Genomic DNA, 17263 nt, shown 5'->3' with positions numbered 1-17263 from the left:
CTCGCAAGCCGGCGCACCCAGGGTGTCTGTCGCGTTCCAGCCAAAGAAGAAGGCGGGCGCGGCCGATACGGCAGCCGGCTTAAGACCCAACCCTCGCGGAGATTTTCATGGCAGTTACCATGCGTCAAATGCTGGAAGCCGGTGTCCACTTCGGTCACCAAACGCGCTTCTGGAACCCGAAGATGGCCCCGTTCATTTTCGGTCATCGCAACAAGATTCACATCATCAACCTCGAAAAGACGCTGCCGATGTACAACGACGCGCTGAAGTACGCGCGTCAACTGGCAGCGAACCGCGGCACGATCCTGTTCGTCGGCACGAAGCGTCAATCGCGCGACACGATCGCCGAAGAGGCACAACGCGCTGGCATGCCGTTCGTCAACGCACGCTGGCTCGGCGGCATGCTGACCAACTTCAAGACGCTGAAGGTTTCGATCAAGCGCCTGAAGGACATGGAAGCGGCGCTGGAAGCGGGCGAAACCGAGCGCATGAGCAAGAAGGAAGCGCTGCTGTTCGAGCGCGAAATGGCCAAGCTGCAGAAGTCGATCGGCGGCGTGAAGGACATGGGTGGCATTCCGGACGCGATCTTCGTGGTCGACGTCGGCTACCACAAGATTGCCGTCACCGAAGCGAACAAGCTCGGCATTCCGGTCATCGCAGTGGTCGACACGAACCACTCGCCGGAAGGCATCGACTACGTGATCCCGGGTAACGACGACGCCAGCAAGGCTGTGGCTCTGTACACGGCTGGCGTGGCTGACGCGATCCTGGAAGGCCGTGCGAACGCGGTCAACGAAGTGGTGCAGGCTGCACGTGGTGGCGACGGCGACGAGTTCGTCGAGGTCAACGGGGAAGCGTAAAACTGCCCCGTGTCCGGCAAAAAAGGGGGCTTTCTACAGGCCCCCTTTTTTTAAGCCGCGACGTGTTGTAGTGGGTGCCGCAGGCGGCGCCCAACGCGTTGTCCGTAAAAAAATACACGGCAACGCTGAAACGAATTCTTGCCGCCGGTATCGAAGTGCGGGCGGCGTGTGACAGACGGAACTCAAGGAGCAAATGATGGCGGCAATTACCGCAAGCATGGTTGCAGAACTGCGCGCGAAGACCGACGCGCCGATGATGGAATGCAAGAAGGCGCTGACGGAAGCCGACGGTGACATGGCGCGCGCTGAAGAGCTGCTGCGCGTGAAGCTGGGCAACAAGGCCAGCAAGGCAGCGTCGCGCGTGACGGCTGAAGGCGTGGTCGCATCGTTCATCGGTGGCAACGCGGGTTCGCTGGTCGAGCTGAACTGCGAAACCGACTTCGTTTCGAAGAATGACGACTTCCTGGCTTTCTCGAAGCAGGTCGCCGAGCTGGTCGCCAAGCAAAACCCCGCTGACGTCGCTGCTCTGTCGGCACTGCCGCTGGACGGCTCGACGGTCGACGCGGTGCGCCTCGCGCTGGTCGGCAAGATCGGTGAAAACCTGTCGATCCGTCGTTTCGTGCGCTTCGACACGGCTAACAAGCTGGCAGCGTACCTGCACGGCACGCGCATCGGCGTGCTGGTCGAGTACACCGGCGCGGACGAGCAGGTCGGCAAGGACGTGGCGATGCACATCGCCGCGATGAAGCCGGTTTCGCTGTCGTCGGACGACGTGCCGGCGGACCTGATCGCGAAGGAACGCAGCATCGCTGAACAGAAGGCCGCCGAATCGGGCAAGCCGGCTGAAATCGTCGCCAAGATGGTCGACGGCAGCGTGCAGAAGTACCTGAAGGAAGTGTCGCTGCTGAACCAGACGTTCGTTAAGAACGACAAGCAGACGATCGAACAGATGCTGAAGGCAGCCAGCTCGAGCGTGCAGAAGTTCGCGCTGTTCGTGGTCGGCGAAGGCATCGAGAAGAAGCAGGACGACTTCGCAGCAGAAGTGGCCGCTCAAGTCGCTGCTGCAAAGCAACAATAAGCGTCGCTCAAGCTTCACAGTAGTACTGTTGGACCCGCGGCGGAGCAAGACTTCTCCGCGGTCGGCAGCGCCGCAAGGCTGCGCGCGGGTTGACCCTCGCAGCGCAGCCGCAGGCGGACCCGAGGGTCCGTCAATTTGGCGGCGCTTGCCCGAATCAGCATTTCACCCCTACATTAGTCCCTTGTTGTTGCCCTGTTCTGCGCGATCTGGATACCCCTATGCCCACTGCCTACAAACGCGTCCTGCTCAAACTCTCCGGTGAAGCTCTGATGGGCGACGATGCCTTCGGCATCAATCGCGCGACCATCGAACGAATGGTGGCGGACGTGGCCGAAGTGGTCCGTCTCGGAACGCAGCTGGCCGTGGTGATTGGCGGCGGCAATATTTTCCGCGGCGTCGCGGGCGGTGCGGCCGGTATGGATCGCGCCACGGCCGACTACATGGGCATGCTGGCCACGATGATGAACGCGCTGGCGCTGCAGGACGCAATGCGCCACGCTGGTATCGAAGCGCGCGTGCAATCGGCGCTGCGCATGGACCAGGTGGTCGAGCCGTACATCCGGCCCCGCGCGATTCGCCAGCTCGAAGAAGGCAAAGTCGTGATTTTCGCGGCCGGCACCGGCAACCCGTTTTTCACTACCGACACGGCCGCCGCGCTGCGCGGCTCGGAAATCGGCGCGGAAGTCGTGCTGAAGGCAACCAAGGTGGACGGCGTCTATTCGGCCGATCCCAAGAAAGACGCAAGCGCAACCCGCTACACGACGATCAGTTTCGACGAAGCGATCGGCCGCAATCTGCAGGTGATGGACGCCACGGCGTTCGCGTTGTGCCGCGACCAGAAGCTGCCGATCCGCGTTTTTTCGATCGTCAAGCCGGGCGCGCTCAAGCGCATCATACAAGGCGACGACGAGGGCACCCTCGTCCACGTGTAAACTCTCGTTCACATAACGTGGGCTTTGATGCGAGCCCAGGCCGCCGCCTATCGCGCGCGTGCCGGCTCGCTCCGTTTTGAAGGTTCGGAGGTTTAAAAATGTCTGTGGCTGATATCAGGAAGGGCGCTGAACAAAAGATGCAGCGTTCCATCGACGCGTTCAAGAACGACCTGTCGAAGATCCGCACGGGCCGTGCGCACACGGGCCTGCTCGATCACATCCAGTGCGATTACTACGGTTCGCCGGTGCCGATCTCGCAGGTCGCGAACCTGACGCTGATCGACGCGCGCACGATCGGCGTGCAGCCGTGGGAGAAGAAGATGGTCCAGGTCGTCGAAAAGGCGATCCGCGAGTCGGATCTCGGTCTGAATCCGGCCACGCAAGGCGACGTGATCCGCGTGCCGATGCCCGCGCTGACCGAAGAGCGCCGCCGCGAACTGACCAAGGTGGTCAAGAGCGAAGCGGAAACGGCCAAGGTTGCGGTCCGCAATTTGCGTCGCGACGCCAACGAGCAACTGAAGAAGCTCGTGAAAGACAAGGAAATTTCGGAAGACGACGAGCGTCGTGCAGGCGACGACGTTCAGAAGCTGACGGACAAGTTCGTCACTGAAATCGACAAGCTCGTCGTGACGAAAGAAGCCGAGATCATGACGGTGTGAGGCCGCCTGGCTCAGCACTTTCAGGATTTCCACTTCTTTATTTGCAGTCACTGTCCCGACGGCCATGACCTATACCAGCTCAACCGTGCGCGTGCCTGATGTCGCCGCGGTGCCGCGACATATCGCGATCATCATGGATGGCAACGGCCGTTGGGCCACCCAGCGGCGCTTGCCGCGCGTGGCGGGCCATACGCGCGGCGTCGACGCGGTGCGGGCGGCCGTCGAGGCGTGCGCGCGGCAGGGCGTCGAATACCTGACGCTGTTCGCCTTCAGCTCGGAAAACTGGCGCCGCCCGAACGACGAAGTGTCGTTCCTGATGCGCCTGTTCGTCACCGCGCTCGAGCGCGAGATCGGCAAACTGCACGCGAACGGCATCCGTTTGCGGGTGGTGGGCGATCTGGACCGCTTCGACACGCGCATCCGCGACCTGATCAAGCGCGCGGAAACCAAGACCGCGCGCAACACCCGTCTCACGTTGACCATCGCCGCGAATTACGGCGGGCGCTGGGACATCATGCAGGCCACGCGCAAGCTCGCCGAGCAGTCGGCGCTGGCGGGCAAGGCGGTCGAGGTCAACGAGGATTCGTTCGCCGAGCACCTGTCCATGGCATATGCGCCGGAGCCGGACCTGTTCATCCGCACCGGCGGCGAGCGCCGCGTCAGCAACTTCCTGCTGTGGCAGCTCGCGTACACCGAGTTCTACTTCACCGACACGTTCTGGCCGGATTTCGATGCCGACGCGCTCGGCCACGCCATCGCTTCGTACGCGGAGCGCGAACGCCGCTTCGGCCGCACCAGTGCTCAGCTCGAGCCACAATCGCAAAACGTCGATTCGCTTCCATGCTAAAAACCCGTGTCATCACGGCGATCATCCTGCTGGCAGTGTTCCTGCCGGTCACGCTGTTCGCGCCGGTGGGCGCGTTCGGCGCGCTGATCGCGTTCGTCGTCGTGTTCGCCGCGTGGGAGTGGGCGCGCCTGCTCAAGCTGGGCGGCGCAGCTCCGGTGATCTACGCGCTGGTGGCCGCGGTCGCGCTGGTCGCGAGCACCCGGCTCGGCACCGGAGTCGCGGAGGCACGTTCGCTCTTCAAGGCGGCGGCCATTTTCTGGGTGATCGCCGGTCCGTTCGTGCTGCTGCGCAAGCCCACGCTCGCGCAGGGTGCCTGGCGCATCTTTCTGTCCATTGCCGGGATTGTGGTATTCGTCGCCTGCTGGCATGCTCTCGTCGCCGCGCGCATACAGGGTGTGCCCTTCGTGCTGTCGCTGCTGCTATTGGTATGGCTGGCCGATATCGGCGCATACTTCTCCGGAAAAGCATTCGGAAAACATAAGCTGGCGCCTGCCATCAGTCCGGGCAAGACTTGGGAGGGCGCGATCGGCGGCTGGCTGGTAGTGATGATCGTCGCGGCGGCGGCGGTCTTTTTGCACGCGTTCGAGCCGACCCTGTATTCTGCGCTGCTGGCGCAATGGGGCGCCGTGCGCACACTGCTCGCACTGACCTTGCTGGTGGTATTCAGCGTGGTGGGCGACCTGTTCGAATCGATGTTGAAACGCCAGGCCGCTGTGAAGGATTCAAGCGGCCTGTTGCCGGGGCACGGCGGCGTGCTCGACCGCATCGACGCCTTATTGCCGGTGCTGCCGCTTGCCATGCTGCTGCTCGGCTAGAGAAAGAGATATGCAAAAACGTCTGACATTGCTCGGTTCCACGGGCTCGATTGGAGACAGCACGCTCGACGTCGTCGCGCGTCATCCCGAGCGTTTTTCGGTTTATGCGCTCTCCGCGCATCGCAACGGCGACAAGCTCGTCGAGCAATGCCTGCGCTTCAAGCCCGAAGTCGCAGTGGTCGGTGACGCCGATACGGCCGCGCGCGTCGCGGCGAAACTTCGCGAAGCGGGTTCCAGGACCGAGGTCACGTACGGGCCGCAAGCGCTCGTCGACGTGTCGGAGAGTGACGGTTGCGATACGGTGGTGGCGGCGATCGTCGGCGCGGCCGGCCTCGCACCGAGTCTCGCGGCCGCGCGCGCCGGCAAACGCATCCTGCTCGCCAACAAGGAAGCGCTGGTGATGTCCGGCGCGATCTTCATGAACGCGGTGCGCGACCACGGCGCCGTGCTGCTGCCGGTCGACAGCGAACACAATGCGATTTTCCAGTGCCTCCCGCGTGAAGCTGCGCTGCACGGCGGCGTCTCCAAGATCATTCTGACCGCTTCGGGCGGCCCGTTCCGCACCCGCGAACCGGCCACGCTGGTCGACGTCACGCCGGACGAAGCCTGCAAGCATCCGAACTGGGTGATGGGCCGCAAGATTTCGGTCGACTCCGCGACGATGATGAACAAGGGACTCGAGGTGATCGAGGCGCACTGGCTGTTCGGCTTGCCGGGCGAGCGCATCGACGTGCTGATCCACCCGCAAAGCGTGATTCATTCGCTGGTGTCGTACGCGGACGGCTCGGTGCTCGCGCAACTCGGCAACCCCGACATGCGTACGCCGATCGCTCACGCGCTGGCGTTTCCGGAGCGCGTGGACTCGGGCGTCGCGCAACTCGATCTCGCGGAGATCGCGTCGCTGTCGTTCGAAAAGCCGGATTACACGCGCTTCCCGTGCCTTGCGCTGGCGATGAAAGCACTAGCCGAAGGTGGCGTCGCGAGCGCGGCGCTGAACGCCGCGAATGAAATCGCGGTTGAAGCATTCCTCGCGCGCCGGATCGGTTTCATGACCATCGCGCAGGTGGTCGACTCGGTGCTCAACGCTTTGTCCAATCGCAGCGCGCACGCGCTCGAAGACGTGATCGAAGCGGACGCCACCGCGCGTCGCGCCGCTGCCGAATTTATCGCGCGTCTGCCGGACGGCGCCCGTCGCACGGAACGCGCCGTCCAGTGAGGCGCTTATGAACCTGCTGATCGAACTGCTTGCCTTCGCGGTCGCGATTGGCGTACTCGTGGTGGTTCACGAATACGGGCACTACAGCGTCGCGCGTCTGTGCGGCGTCAAGGTGCTGCGCTTTTCGATCGGCTTCGGCAAGCCGCTGTTCCAGTGGGTGAGCCCAAAGACGGGCACCGAATGGATCATCGCCGCGCTGCCGCTCGGCGGCTACGTGAAGATGCTCGACGAGCGCGAAACCGGCACCGCCCCGATTCCGGCCGACGCGTTGCCGCATGCGTTCAACCGGCAATCCGTGTGGCGGCGCTTCGCGATCGTCGCGGCGGGCCCGGTGGCGAACTTCCTGTTGGCGATCGTGCTGTTCGCGCTGGTGTTCGCCACAGGCGTGACGGAACCGGCGGCCGTGATCGCGACGCCCGCGCCGAATACACCGGCGGCGGTGGCCGGCTTCGAAGGCGGTGAAACCATCGTCGCGGTGCGCAGCGGCCACGCCGACGAATCCGAATCGGTGCGCTCGTGGTCGGACCTGCGCTGGAAGCTGCTGGGCGCGGCATTCGATCGTAAGCACCTCGTGCTGAGCGCGAAAGACGCGCACGGCATCTCCGATTTCCCGATCGATCTGCGCGGCATCAGCGAGAAAGATGTCGACGACGACTTCATGTCGCGGCTCGGTTTCGAGCCGGGCGGCGGCAAGCTGACGGTGGCCGGCGTGCAAACGGGCAGCGCGGCGCAGAAGGCGGGGCTCGTCGCGGGCGATCGTCTGCGCGCCATCAACGGAACGCCGGCTGATAACGCCACAGCGTTCATCGCTTATGTAAAATCGCACGCCGGCGTGCCCGTGACGCTGCAGGTGGAGCGTGGCGGCCGCGGCGGACACGCGACGGGCGCGCTCGAAGACATCAGCATCGTTCCTCAGTCGCAGCGAGATAGTGCAACCGGTCAGCAGATCGGCCGTATCGGCGCGGAACTGGCGACCCAGGTGCCGTCGATCGAAGTCCGTTACGGGCCTGTCGAAAGCTTGCGGCTCGGCGCGCATCGCACGTGGGATCTCGCGGTGTACTCGGTGCGCATGTTCGGCAGGATGATCGTCGGCGAGGCGTCGCTGAAAAATCTGTCCGGTCCGGTGACGATCGCCGACTACGCAGGAAAGAGCGCACGTCTGGGTCCTTCTGCATTCCTTTCGTTCCTGGCCCTTGTCAGTATTAGCCTTGGCGTACTGAACCTGCTACCAATTCCGGTATTGGACGGGGGTCATCTGTTATATTATTTGGTTGAAGCTGTGACCGGTAAAGTTGTCTCCGATCGCTGGCAACTCGTTTTTCAGAGGGCGGGTCTCGCCTGCATCGTCGCACTGTCGGCGATTGCGCTGTTCAACGATCTGGCTCGTTTAATCCATTTTTAAAGTGTCTGGCGGCGTTCACGATGGCGACCGTCTGACCCGATGCAGCTATACACACTGGGGAAGCACGTTGTTTAAACCTCATCGCTTTGTTCCAAAGACGGTTATAGCCGCGGCATTCGCCGCGCATGGGCTGGTTGCTCACGCAACGACACCCTTCGTGGTGCAAGACATCCGCATTGAGGGATTGCAACGCGTCGAACCGGGTACCGTGTTCGCGTACCTGCCCATCAAGCAAGGCGACACGTTTAACGACGACAAGGCGTCCGAAGCGATTCGCGCGCTCTACGCCACCGGCTTCTTCAACGACGTCAAGATCGCGACCGAAGGCAATGTCGTCATCGTGCAGGTGCTGGAGCGTCCGGCCATCGGCACGATCGACTTCTCCGGCATCCATGAGTTCGACAAGGAAAACCTGACCAAGGCGCTGCGCGCGGTCGGCTTGTCGCAAGGCCGGTACTACGACAAGGCGCTGGTCGACAAGGCCGAGCAGGAACTCAAGCGCCAGTACCTGACGCGCGGCTACTACGCCGCCGAAGTCACCACCACGATCACGCCGATCGACCGCAACCGCGTGTCGGTGCTGTTCTCGGTGGCCGAAGGTCCGAGCGCGAAGATCCGCCAGATCAACTTCATCGGCAACAAGGCGTTCAGCACGGGTACGCTGCGCGACGAAATGCAGCTGTCCACGCCGAACTGGTTCTCGTGGTACACGAAGAACGACCTGTACGCGAAAGACAAGCTCACCGGCGACCTCGAAAACGTCCGCTCGTATTACCTGAATCGCGGCTACCTCGAGTTCAACATCGAGTCGACCCAGGTGTCGATCACGCCGGACAAGAAGGACATGTATCTGACGGTCACGCTGCATGAAGGCGAGCCGTACACGATTTCCTCCATCAAGCTGGCCGGCAATCTGCTCGATCGCGAAGCGGAGTTGTCCAAGCTGATCAAGATCAAACCGGGTGACCGTTTCTCGGCTGAAAAGCTGCAAGCCACCACGAAGGCGATCGTCGACAAGCTCGGCGAATACGGCTACGCGTTTGCGACCGTCAATGCGCAGCCGCAGATCGATCAGGCCAACCACAAGGTCGACCTGACGCTGCAGGTGGACCCGAGCCGCCGCGTGTACGTGCGCCGCATCAACGTGGTCGGCAACACGCGCACGCGCGACGAAGTGGTGCGCCGTGAAATGCGCCAGCTGGAAAGCTCGTGGTTCGACTCGAACCGGCTCGCGCTGTCGAAAGACCGGATCAACCGTCTCGGTTATTTCACCGATGTCGACGTGACCACGGTGCCGGTGGAAGGCACGCCGGACCAGGTCGACGTGGACGTCAAGGTGGCCGAAAAGCCGACCGGCGCGATCACGCTGGGAGCGGGCTTCTCGTCGACCGACAAGGTGGTGCTGTCCGCCGGCGTGTCGCAGGACAACGTGTTCGGTTCGGGCACGAGTCTCGCGGTGAACGTGAACACCGCGAAGACCTACCGTACGCTGACGGTCACGCAAGTCGATCCGTACTTCACGGTCGACGGCATCAAGCGCATTACCGACGTCTACTACCGCACGTATCAGCCGCTGTTCTACTCGACGGATTCGAGCTTCAAGATCGTCACGATCGGTGGCGACCTGAAGTTCGGCATTCCGTTCTCGGAAGTCGACACGGTGTACTTCGGCGTGGGTCTCGAGCAGAACCAGCTGGACATCGACTCGAACACACCGCAAAGCTATATCGACTACGTGAACCAGTTCGGCCGCGTGTCGAACAACGTGCCGATCACGGTGGGCTGGTCGCGCGATGCGCGTGACAGCGCACTGGTGCCGAGCCGCGGTTACTTCACGCAGGCGAACGCCGAATACGGCACGCCGATCGGCGGCACGCAGTACTACAAGGCCGACATCAACGCGCAGTACTATTATTCGTTTGCGCGCGGGTTCGTGCTGGGCTTCAACTTCCAGGGCGGTTACGGTAACGGCCTGGCCGGCAAGCCTTATCCGATTTTCAAGAACTACTACGCGGGCGGTATCGGTTCGGTGCGGGGCTACGAGCCGAGTTCGCTGGGTCCGCGTGACGCGAAGACCAACGACCCGATCGGCGGCTCGAAGCTGCTGGTGGGCAACATCGAGCTGACGTTCCCGCTGCCGGGCACCGGCTACGACCGCACGCTGCGGGTGTTCACCTTCCTCGACGCCGGTAACGTCTGGGGCACGGAAGGCAACAGCATCGGCGCAAATGGCTTGCGTTACGGTTATGGTGTCGGTCTGGCGTGGATCTCGCCGATCGGCCCGCTCAAGCTGAGCCTGGGCTTCCCGCTCACGAAGCACACTGGCGACCAGTATCAGAAGTTCCAGTTCCAGATCGGGACGGCGTTCTGATCACCGCAGAGGCGGCTCGCCAAACTACAGTATCGAGAGGATGACTTTGCTAACCGGTATGTTTTCGAAACGTGTAGCGTGCGCAATGGCGCTGGCAATGACCTTGGGCGTCGGGGTAGCGCACGCGCAGGAAGCAAGAATCGCCGCGGTGAATTCCGACCGCATCCTGCGCGAATCGGCAGCGGCGAAAGCCGCCCAGGTCAAGCTCGAGGCCGAATTCGCCAAGCGTGACAAAGATCTTGCCGACATGGCGCAGAAGCTGAAGTCGATGTCCGATTCGCTCGACAAGAACGGCGCGTCGATGTCGCCGGCCGATCGCGCGCAGAAGCAGCGCGATCTGTCGCAACTGGACACGGACTTCCAGCGCAAGCAGCGCGAGTTCCGCGAAGATCTGAATCAGCGCCGCAACGAAGAACTGGCGGCGGTGCTCGACCGCGCCAACAAGGTCATCAAGCAGATCGCCGAGGCGCAGCACTACGATCTGATCGTGCAGGAAGCGGTGTACGTGAGCCCGCGCATCGATATCACCGACCAGGTGCTCAAGGCGCTGGCGGCGTCGGGTAACTGAGCCGCGCGCGCCGGGCCTCATACCGGCACCCGGCATCACCCGGCGGCGCGGGGCCGCAATGACAGGTTGGACTGAACAGCAGGAGACAGGATAGGCATGGCATTTACGCTCGAGGACATCGTCCAGCGGTTCGGCGGTACGGTAGTCGGAAACGGTTCGCAGCACGTCGGCAGTCTGGCGCCGCTCGACCAGGCAGGCCCGGACCAACTGGCGTTCCTCGCCAATCCGAAGTATCTGTCGCAGGTCGAAACGACCCGCGCGGGCGCGGTGTTGATCAACGCCGGCGACCTCGCGAAGCTGGCTTCGCGCGAAGGTCGTAACTTCATCGTCACGCCGAACCCTTACGCTTACTTCGCGCGCGTCGCGCAAACCTTCATCGACCTCGCGGCACCCAAGGCGATGCCGGGCGTGCATCCGAGCGCCACCATCGATCCGTCCGCGCAGATCGCCGCGAGCGCAGTGATCGGTCCGCACGTCACGGTGGAAGCGGGCGCGGTGATCGGCGAACACGTGCGGCTCGACGCCAATGTCGTGATCGGGCGCGGCACGCGCATCGGCGCGAACTCGCATCTGTATCCGAACGTCGCGGTGTACCACGGCTGCAAGCTCGGCGAGCGCGTGATCGTGCACGCAGGCGCGGTGATCGGCTCGGACGGTTTCGGCTTCGCGCCGGACTTCGTCGGCGAGGGCGATGCGCGCACCGGCAGCTGGGTGAAGATCCCGCAGGTCGGCGGCGTGTCGATCGCCGCGGACGTCGAAATCGGTGCGAACACCACGATCGATCGCGGCGCGATGGCCGACACGATCATCGAAGAGTGCGTGAAGATCGATAATCTCGTGCAGATCGGCCATAACTGCAAAGTCGGCGCATACACTGTGATCGCCGGTTGCGCGGGCATCGCGGGCAGCACGACCATCGGCCGTCATTGCATGATCGGCGGCGCGGTCGGGATTGCCGGGCACGTCACGCTGGCCGATTATGTGATCGTCACCGCGAAGTCGGGCGTGTCGAAGTCGCTGTTGAAGCCCGGCATGTACACGAGCGCGTTCCCGGCCGTGAACCATGCGGACTGGAACAAAAGCGCGGCGTTGCTGCGCAACATCGACAAGCTTCGCGATCGTATCAGGGCGCTCGAAAACGCCGCCGCGGACACTTCGGGCAATGCCGCGACCCGTGTAGCGGGCAGTTCAGCAGCCGACACAACAAGCAATTCCGCAGGCGACCAGGCTTGATATCTGGGGGCGAGCTGCAAGCACCGCGTAAAATAGCGGGCAAGCATGACGAAGCAAAGACGGTTGCCGTGACCGGGTGGCACGGCCGCCGGATCATGGCGGGCGCCGGCAGCACGCGTTTTCAACCCACCTGCACCAGCATCCGCAGTCATCACCGCGCAGTCAATGCGTGAGCAGAAACACCATGAGCACCGAAAAAATCAATCTCGACATTCACAAGATTCTCACGCTGCTGCCGCATCGTTACCCGATCCTGCTGGTCGACCGGGTGCTCGAACTCGAGCCGCACAAGTGCATCAAAGCGTTGAAGAACGTGTCGATCAACGAGCCGTATTTCCAGGGGCATTTTCCGACCCGTCCGGTGATGCCCGGCGTGCTGATTCTCGAAGCGCTCGCGCAAACCGCAGCCCTGCTGACATTTTCGGAAGAGCCGAGCGATCCGTCGAATACGCTGTACCTGTTCGTCGGTATCGACAATGCGCGCTTTAAGCGGGTGGTCGAACCGGGCGACCAACTGATCCTGAACTGCACGTTCGAGCGTCATATGCGCGGCATCTGGAAGTTCAAGGCGCGCGCCGAAGTGGATGGCGTCGTGGCGGCGGAAGCCGACCTGATGTGCGCGGTCCGGCACACGGACAAAGACGCTTAAGTCAGCGTCAAGGCGGCCGGCGTCCGGGCGGTCAGCGGCTCGACACGAGCGCGGCCGGCCCTGCCGGAAGCCCATCCAGACAACGCAACAGAATCAGAAGCGAGGACGCATGAGCAGGATTCATCCCACTGCGATCGTCGAACCGGGCGCACAGCTCGACGAATCCGTTGAAATCGGACCGTACGCGGTGATCGGCGCACACGTGACGATCGGCGCGCGCAGCACCGTCGGTTCGCACAGCGTGGTCGAAGGGTACACCACGCTCGGCGAAGACAACCGCATCGGCCACTACGCATCGGTCGGCGGCCGTCCGCAGGACATGAAGTACAAAGACGAGCCGACCCGGCTCGTGATCGGCAACCGCAACACGATCCGCGAGTTCACCACGATCCACACCGGCACGGTGCAGGACGCGGGCGTCACCACGCTCGGCGACGACAACTGGATCATGGCGTATGTGCACATCGGGCATGACTGCCACGTCGGCAACAACGTGATTCTGTCGAGCAATGCGCAGATGGCCGGCCACGTGACGATCGGCGACCACGCGATCATCGGCGGCATGTCGGGCGTGCATCAGTTCGTGCGCATCGGCGCGCATTCGATGCTGGGGGGCGCGTCGGCGCTAGTGCAGGACGTCCCGCCGTTCGTGATCGCCGCCGGCAACAAGGCCGAGCCGCACGGCATCAACGTCGAAGGCTTGCGCCGCCGCGGCTTCTCGCCGGATGCGATTTCGGCGCTGCGCGCGGCCTATCGCGTGCTGTACAAGAACGGCCTGTCGCTGGAAGAAGCGAAGGTGCAGCTGCGCGAACTCGCGTCGGCCGGCGGCGACGGCGATGCGCCGGTGCACACGCTGCTCGCGTTCGTCGAAGCGTCGCAACGCGGCATCATCCGCTAACCGATGGCATTGCAACCCAGTCCGCTGCGCGTCGCGATGGTGGCCGGCGAGCCGTCCGGCGACCTGCTGGCGGCGTCGCTGCTCGACGGTCTCGCGAGCCGTTTGCCGGACGCCACCCAGTACTACGGGATCGGCGGCCCGCGCATGATCGCCACGGGTTTCGACGCCCACTGGCCGATGGAGAAGCTGACGGTGCGCGGCTATGTCGAAGCGCTGCGGCACATCCCCGAGATTCTCGGTATTCGCAACGAGCTGAAGCGCCAGCTGCTGGCCGAGCCGCCGTCCGTGTTCGTCGGCGTGGATGCGCCCGATTTCAACTTCGGGCTCGAGCACGCACTGCGCGACGCGGGTATTCCGACCATTCACTTCGTCTGTCCGTCCATCTGGGCGTGGCGCGGCGGACGCATCAAGAAGATCGCCAAAGCGGTCGATCACATGCTGTGCGTGTTCCCGTTCGAAACGGCGCTGCTGGAAAAGGCGGGCGTAGCGGCATCGTACGTGGGGCATCCGCTCGCCGACGAAATCCCGCTCGTGCCCGACACGCTCGGCGCGCGCCGTGCGCTCGGCCTCGTGCAAGAGGGTCCGATCATCGCGGTGCTGCCGGGCAGCCGGCGCTCGGAAATCGACCTGATCGGTCCGACTTTTTTCGCCGCGATGGAAATGATGCAGCACCAGGAGCCCGCTCTGCGCTTCGTGATGCCGGCGGCCACGCCGGCCTTGCGCGAGATGCTGCGGCCGCTGGTCGAGGCGCATCCGGGGCTCGCGCTGACCATCACGAACGGCCAGGCGCAGCTTGCGATGACCGCCGCCGACGCGATCCTCGTAAAGAGCGGCACCGTCACGCTCGAAGCCGCGCTGCTGAAAAAGCCGATGGTCATTTCGTACAAGGTGCCCTGGCTGACCGGCCAGATCATGCGCCGCCAGGGCTATCTGCCGTATGTCGGCCTGCCGAACATTCTGGCGGGGCGTTTCGTGGTGCCGGAGATCCTGCAGCACTTCGCCACGCCGCAGGCGCTCGCCGAAGCCACGCTGAAACAGTTGCGCGACGAGGCCAACCGGCGCACGCTGACGGAAATCTTCACGGAGATGCATCACGTGCTGAAGCAGAACACCGCGCAGCGTGCGGCGGAAGTCGTGGCGAGCGTCATCGAAAAGCGGACGGCGCGGCCGTGACCACGGCACGCGCAACCCGCCGCAAGACCGCTACCGTCGCTGGAGCGGCGATGCGGCAGGCCGGCCTGAACTTCGAGACGGCGGACGACATCGTCTGCGGCGTCGACGAAGCAGGGCGCGGGCCGCTGGCAGGTCCGGTCGTCGCGGCAGCGGTGATTTTCGACCCGGCGAGGCCAATGATCCGCGGGCTCGACGATTCGAAAGTGCTTACCGCGAAAAAGCGCGATGAGCTGTACGACAAGATCGTCGACCGGGCGCTCGCCTATTGCATCGCGTCGGCCACGGTCGAGGAAATCGATTCGCTGAACATCCTGCACGCCACCATGCTGGCGATGAAGCGCGCCGTCGAAGGCCTGTCGGTCGTGCCCACACTGGTGAAGATCGACGGCAATCGCTGTCCGACGCTGAGCATCCGCAGCGAAGCGGTGATCGGCGGCGACGCGCTCGTCAAGAGCATTTCAGCGGCGTCGATCCTGGCCAAAGTCACGCGCGACCGGATGCTGCTCGAGTTGCATCAGAGCTATCCGGTGTATGGCTTCAACGCCCATGCCGGCTACGGCACTCCGCAGCATCTGGCGGCGCTGCGCGAGCATGGACCTTGCGAACATCATCGGCGCTCGTTCGCGCCGGTGCGCGAAGCGCATCTGCGCTTCGGCACAGGCGCGCCGCTGCCGGCCGTTGACATGATCGTCATGCCCGGCACGCTCGCAGACACGATCCCCGACGAAGACGCGTTCGGCGAATACAGCGGCACCTGAACATCACCCGAGCGCCGCGAGCGGTCTCACGCGTCGCTCATTCTTTTCCTCATTCTCACCGTCTTCGCTGCCTGTGAAAGCCATCACCTCGCGGGACAATCCGCTCTACAAGCGCCTGAAGGCATTGGCCGGGTCGACGCATCAACAGCGTCGCAGCGGCCACGCGTTGCTCGAAGGGTTTCATCTCGCGGGCGCGTATCTCGATGTCGCGGGTCAGCCGGAAATGTGCATCGTCACCGACGGTGCATTGCGGCACGACGAAGCGCAAGCGATCGTGGCGCGCCTCGAAGATCATCGCATCGTGACGTTGCCGGACGCGCTGTTCGGCCAGTTGTCGAACGTCGTGCATGGGGTCGGCATTCTGTTGCTGGTCGAAAAACTCGACATGCCACTGCCCGCGAGAGTCGCGCAGACCTGCCTCGTGCTCGACGGTGTGCAGGATGCGGGCAATGTCGGTTCGATCCTGCGCAGCGCGGCCGCCGCCGGCATCCAGCAGGTGTTCTGCGCGCCGGGCACGGCGTACGCGTGGTCGTCGAAAGTGTTGCGCTCGGGCATGGGCGCGCACTTCCTGTTGCAGATTCATGAGGATGTCGAAGCGCTCGCGCTGATTGAGCGCCTCGCGGTGCCTGTTGTCATTACGGATTCGCACGGCGCCGAGGCGATCTACGATTGCGATCTGAGCGGACCGCTCGCGTGGGTGTTCGGCAACGAAGGAGCGGGCGTCTCGCAGATCTGGCGCGACGCGGTCTCGTTGCGGGTGACGATTCCGCAGCCTGGCGGCATGGAGTCGCTGAATGTGGCGGCCGCGGCCGCCGTTTGCGTGTTCGAACAGTGCCGTCAGCAACGCGGGCGCGCGTGACGGTTGTGAGCGCGGCGCGCACTGCGCGCCGCGAATCGTTACTCGGGGCTGCTCGTGAAAAAAGCCAGAATGCTTCGCAGCTTTGCCGGCGCGGCCTCGCGCTAATCTCCGTTCAGGCCGCGCTCAATACGCTGGCCGGTCCAGCCTGATCTCCTGCAGAATCGTCGTCGCGATCTCCTCGATCGACTTGTGCGTCGACGACAGCCACTTGATCCCTTCACGCCGCATCATCGTCTCGGCTTCGTTGATCTCGTAGCGGCAGTTTTCCGGCGCCGCATACTTGCTGCCCGGACGCCGCTCGTTACGAATCTCCGACAGGCGTTGCGGATCAATCGACAAGCCGAACATCTTCTGCCGATGCGCAAGCAGCGGCGTGGGCAGCTTGCCGCGCTCGAAGTCTTCCGGAATGAGTGGATAGTTGGCCGCTTTCACGCCGTACTGCATCGCCAGATACAGGCTCGTCGGCGTCTTGCCGCTGCGCGACACGCCGACCAGAATCACGTCGGCGTCGGCGAGATTGCGGTTCGATTGACCGTCGTCGTGAGCCAGCGAGAAATTGATCGCCTCGATCCGGTTCTTGTATTCCTCGGTGTCCGCATTCTGGTGGCCGCGGCCCATCGCGTGGCTCGACTTCAGCTCCAATTCCTGTTCGAGCGGCTCGACGAAGGTCTGGAACATGTCCAGCACCAAAGCGTTCGAGCCTTTCACGATCTGATTCGATGCGCTGTCCACCAGCGTGGTGAACACGATCGGACGGCGGCCGTCCTGCTGTATTGCTTCGTTGATTTTTTCGAGCGTCGCGTAAGCCTTTTCCGTCGAGTCGACGAAGGGCACGCGAACCAGGCGGAATTTCTGGTCGAACTGGGAGAGGATCGAATGCGCGAAGGTTTCGGCAGTGATCCCGGTACCGTCGGAGACGATGAATACGGTGGGCGGCATCGGTGG

The 17263-nt window shown here is 63.5% G+C and carries 17 protein-coding genes; 16 read left to right on the top strand and 1 reads right to left on the bottom strand.

Translation table 11 applies throughout. From position 1 onward, the window contains the following. Positions 1-107 precede the first annotated feature (107 nt). The 16 genes from rpsB to P0D89_RS00215 all read left to right on the top strand — a co-directional run bounded on the left by rpsB (position 108) and on the right by P0D89_RS00215 (position 16318). Entirely contained in the window at positions 108-860 is a 753-nt protein-coding gene (rpsB, locus tag P0D89_RS00290; RefSeq protein ID WP_028199373.1) for a 30S ribosomal protein S2, read from the top strand. Between the two features lie 196 nt (positions 861-1056). Continuing rightward, on the top strand, positions 1057-1938 hold the full coding sequence (gene tsf / locus P0D89_RS00285; RefSeq protein ID WP_408356869.1) for a translation elongation factor Ts: 882 nt from the start codon (positions 1057-1059) through the stop codon (positions 1936-1938). A 218-nt stretch (positions 1939-2156) separates the two neighbouring features. After that, a complete protein-coding gene (gene pyrH, locus P0D89_RS00280; RefSeq protein WP_408356867.1) occupies positions 2157-2870 on the top strand; it encodes a UMP kinase in 714 nt (237 codons plus the stop codon). A gap of 98 nt (positions 2871-2968) precedes the next feature. Continuing rightward, a complete protein-coding gene (frr, locus tag P0D89_RS00275) occupies positions 2969-3529 on the top strand; it encodes a ribosome recycling factor (protein ID WP_054035184.1) in 561 nt (186 codons plus the stop codon). Positions 3530-3593: 64 nt separating this feature from the next. Further along, the gene (uppS, locus tag P0D89_RS00270; protein WP_408356865.1) at positions 3594-4376 is read left to right on the top strand and encodes a polyprenyl diphosphate synthase; all 783 of its coding nucleotides are present in this window, start codon (positions 3594-3596) and stop codon (positions 4374-4376) included. Next, positions 4370-5191 (top strand): phosphatidate cytidylyltransferase, encoded by an 822-nt coding sequence (locus P0D89_RS00265; protein WP_408356863.1) that lies wholly within the window; start codon positions 4370-4372, stop codon positions 5189-5191. Before uppS ends, P0D89_RS00265 begins: the two co-directional genes overlap by 7 nt. Before the next feature lie 10 nt (positions 5192-5201). Then, positions 5202-6407, top strand: a complete 1206-nt coding sequence (locus tag P0D89_RS00260; RefSeq protein ID WP_408356861.1) for a 1-deoxy-D-xylulose-5-phosphate reductoisomerase — start codon at positions 5202-5204, stop codon at positions 6405-6407. A 7-nt stretch (positions 6408-6414) separates the two neighbouring features. Continuing rightward, positions 6415-7809, top strand: a complete 1395-nt coding sequence (gene rseP / locus P0D89_RS00255) for an RIP metalloprotease RseP (protein ID WP_408356859.1) — start codon at positions 6415-6417, stop codon at positions 7807-7809. Positions 7810-7876: 67 nt separating this feature from the next. Further along, complete coding sequence (bamA, locus tag P0D89_RS00250; protein ID WP_408356857.1) at positions 7877-10180, top strand: outer membrane protein assembly factor BamA; 2304 nt, start codon at positions 7877-7879, stop codon at positions 10178-10180. A gap of 46 nt (positions 10181-10226) precedes the next feature. Then, a complete protein-coding gene (locus tag P0D89_RS00245) occupies positions 10227-10748 on the top strand; it encodes an OmpH/Skp family outer membrane protein (protein ID WP_188130690.1) in 522 nt (173 codons plus the stop codon). A gap of 96 nt (positions 10749-10844) precedes the next feature. Then, positions 10845-11981 carry a UDP-3-O-(3-hydroxymyristoyl)glucosamine N-acyltransferase gene (gene lpxD, locus P0D89_RS00240; protein ID WP_408356855.1) on the top strand — a complete coding sequence of 379 codons (1137 nt, stop codon included), beginning with the start codon at positions 10845-10847 and terminating at the stop codon, positions 11979-11981. 184 nt (positions 11982-12165) lie between these two features. Then, on the top strand, positions 12166-12630 hold the full coding sequence (fabZ, locus tag P0D89_RS00235; RefSeq protein WP_012433437.1) for a 3-hydroxyacyl-ACP dehydratase FabZ: 465 nt from the start codon (positions 12166-12168) through the stop codon (positions 12628-12630). 109 nt (positions 12631-12739) lie between these two features. Continuing rightward, positions 12740-13528, top strand: coding sequence for an acyl-ACP--UDP-N-acetylglucosamine O-acyltransferase (lpxA, locus tag P0D89_RS00230; RefSeq protein WP_408356853.1), 789 nt, complete (start codon positions 12740-12742; stop codon positions 13526-13528). Positions 13529-13531: 3 nt separating this feature from the next. Next, entirely contained in the window at positions 13532-14701 is a 1170-nt protein-coding gene (lpxB, locus tag P0D89_RS00225; RefSeq protein ID WP_408356851.1) for a lipid-A-disaccharide synthase, read from the top strand. Beyond that, entirely contained in the window at positions 14698-15459 is a 762-nt protein-coding gene (gene rnhB / locus P0D89_RS00220) for a ribonuclease HII (protein ID WP_408356849.1), read from the top strand. Before lpxB ends, rnhB begins: the two co-directional genes overlap by 4 nt. Before the next feature lie 73 nt (positions 15460-15532). After that, positions 15533-16318 (top strand): TrmH family RNA methyltransferase, encoded by a 786-nt coding sequence (locus P0D89_RS00215; RefSeq protein WP_408375982.1) that lies wholly within the window; start codon positions 15533-15535, stop codon positions 16316-16318. Between the two features lie 123 nt (positions 16319-16441). On the opposite strand, the gene ppsR is transcribed toward P0D89_RS00215, so the two are convergent. Further along, positions 16442-17257, bottom strand: coding sequence for a posphoenolpyruvate synthetase regulatory kinase/phosphorylase PpsR (ppsR, locus tag P0D89_RS00210; protein ID WP_408356845.1), 816 nt, complete (start codon positions 17255-17257; stop codon positions 16442-16444). Positions 17258-17263 lie beyond the last annotated feature (6 nt).

The sequence above is a fragment of the Paraburkholderia sp. RL18-085-BIA-A genome (assembly GCF_046027075.1).
Taxonomy (GTDB): domain Bacteria; phylum Pseudomonadota; class Gammaproteobacteria; order Burkholderiales; family Burkholderiaceae; genus Paraburkholderia.
The sequence above is the reverse complement of the archived record's forward strand: the minus strand, read 5'-3'. Positions and strand labels throughout refer to the sequence as shown.

Excerpts from the sequence above, each read along its gene's own strand:
- rpsB (WP_028199373.1), top strand. The coding sequence starts at position 108 with ATGGCAGTTACCATGCGTCAAATGCTGGAAGCCGGTGTCCACTTCGGT.
- tsf (WP_408356869.1), top strand. The coding sequence starts at position 1,057 with ATGGCGGCAATTACCGCAAGCATGGTTGCAGAACTGCGCGCGAAGACC.
- pyrH (WP_408356867.1), top strand. The coding sequence starts at position 2,157 with ATGCCCACTGCCTACAAACGCGTCCTGCTCAAACTCTCCGGTGAAGCT.
- frr (WP_054035184.1), top strand. The coding sequence starts at position 2,969 with ATGTCTGTGGCTGATATCAGGAAGGGCGCTGAACAAAAGATGCAGCGT.
- uppS (WP_408356865.1), top strand. The coding sequence starts at position 3,594 with ATGACCTATACCAGCTCAACCGTGCGCGTGCCTGATGTCGCCGCGGTG.
- P0D89_RS00265 (WP_408356863.1), top strand. The coding sequence starts at position 4,370 with ATGCTAAAAACCCGTGTCATCACGGCGATCATCCTGCTGGCAGTGTTC.
- P0D89_RS00260 (WP_408356861.1), top strand. The coding sequence starts at position 5,202 with ATGCAAAAACGTCTGACATTGCTCGGTTCCACGGGCTCGATTGGAGAC.
- rseP (WP_408356859.1), top strand. The coding sequence starts at position 6,415 with ATGAACCTGCTGATCGAACTGCTTGCCTTCGCGGTCGCGATTGGCGTA.
- lpxD (WP_408356855.1), top strand. The coding sequence starts at position 10,845 with ATGGCATTTACGCTCGAGGACATCGTCCAGCGGTTCGGCGGTACGGTA.
- fabZ (WP_012433437.1), top strand. The coding sequence starts at position 12,166 with ATGAGCACCGAAAAAATCAATCTCGACATTCACAAGATTCTCACGCTG.
- lpxA (WP_408356853.1), top strand. The coding sequence starts at position 12,740 with ATGAGCAGGATTCATCCCACTGCGATCGTCGAACCGGGCGCACAGCTC.
- lpxB (WP_408356851.1), top strand. The coding sequence starts at position 13,532 with ATGGCATTGCAACCCAGTCCGCTGCGCGTCGCGATGGTGGCCGGCGAG.
- ppsR (WP_408356845.1), bottom strand. The coding sequence starts at position 17,257 with ATGCCGCCCACCGTATTCATCGTCTCCGACGGTACCGGGATCACTGCC.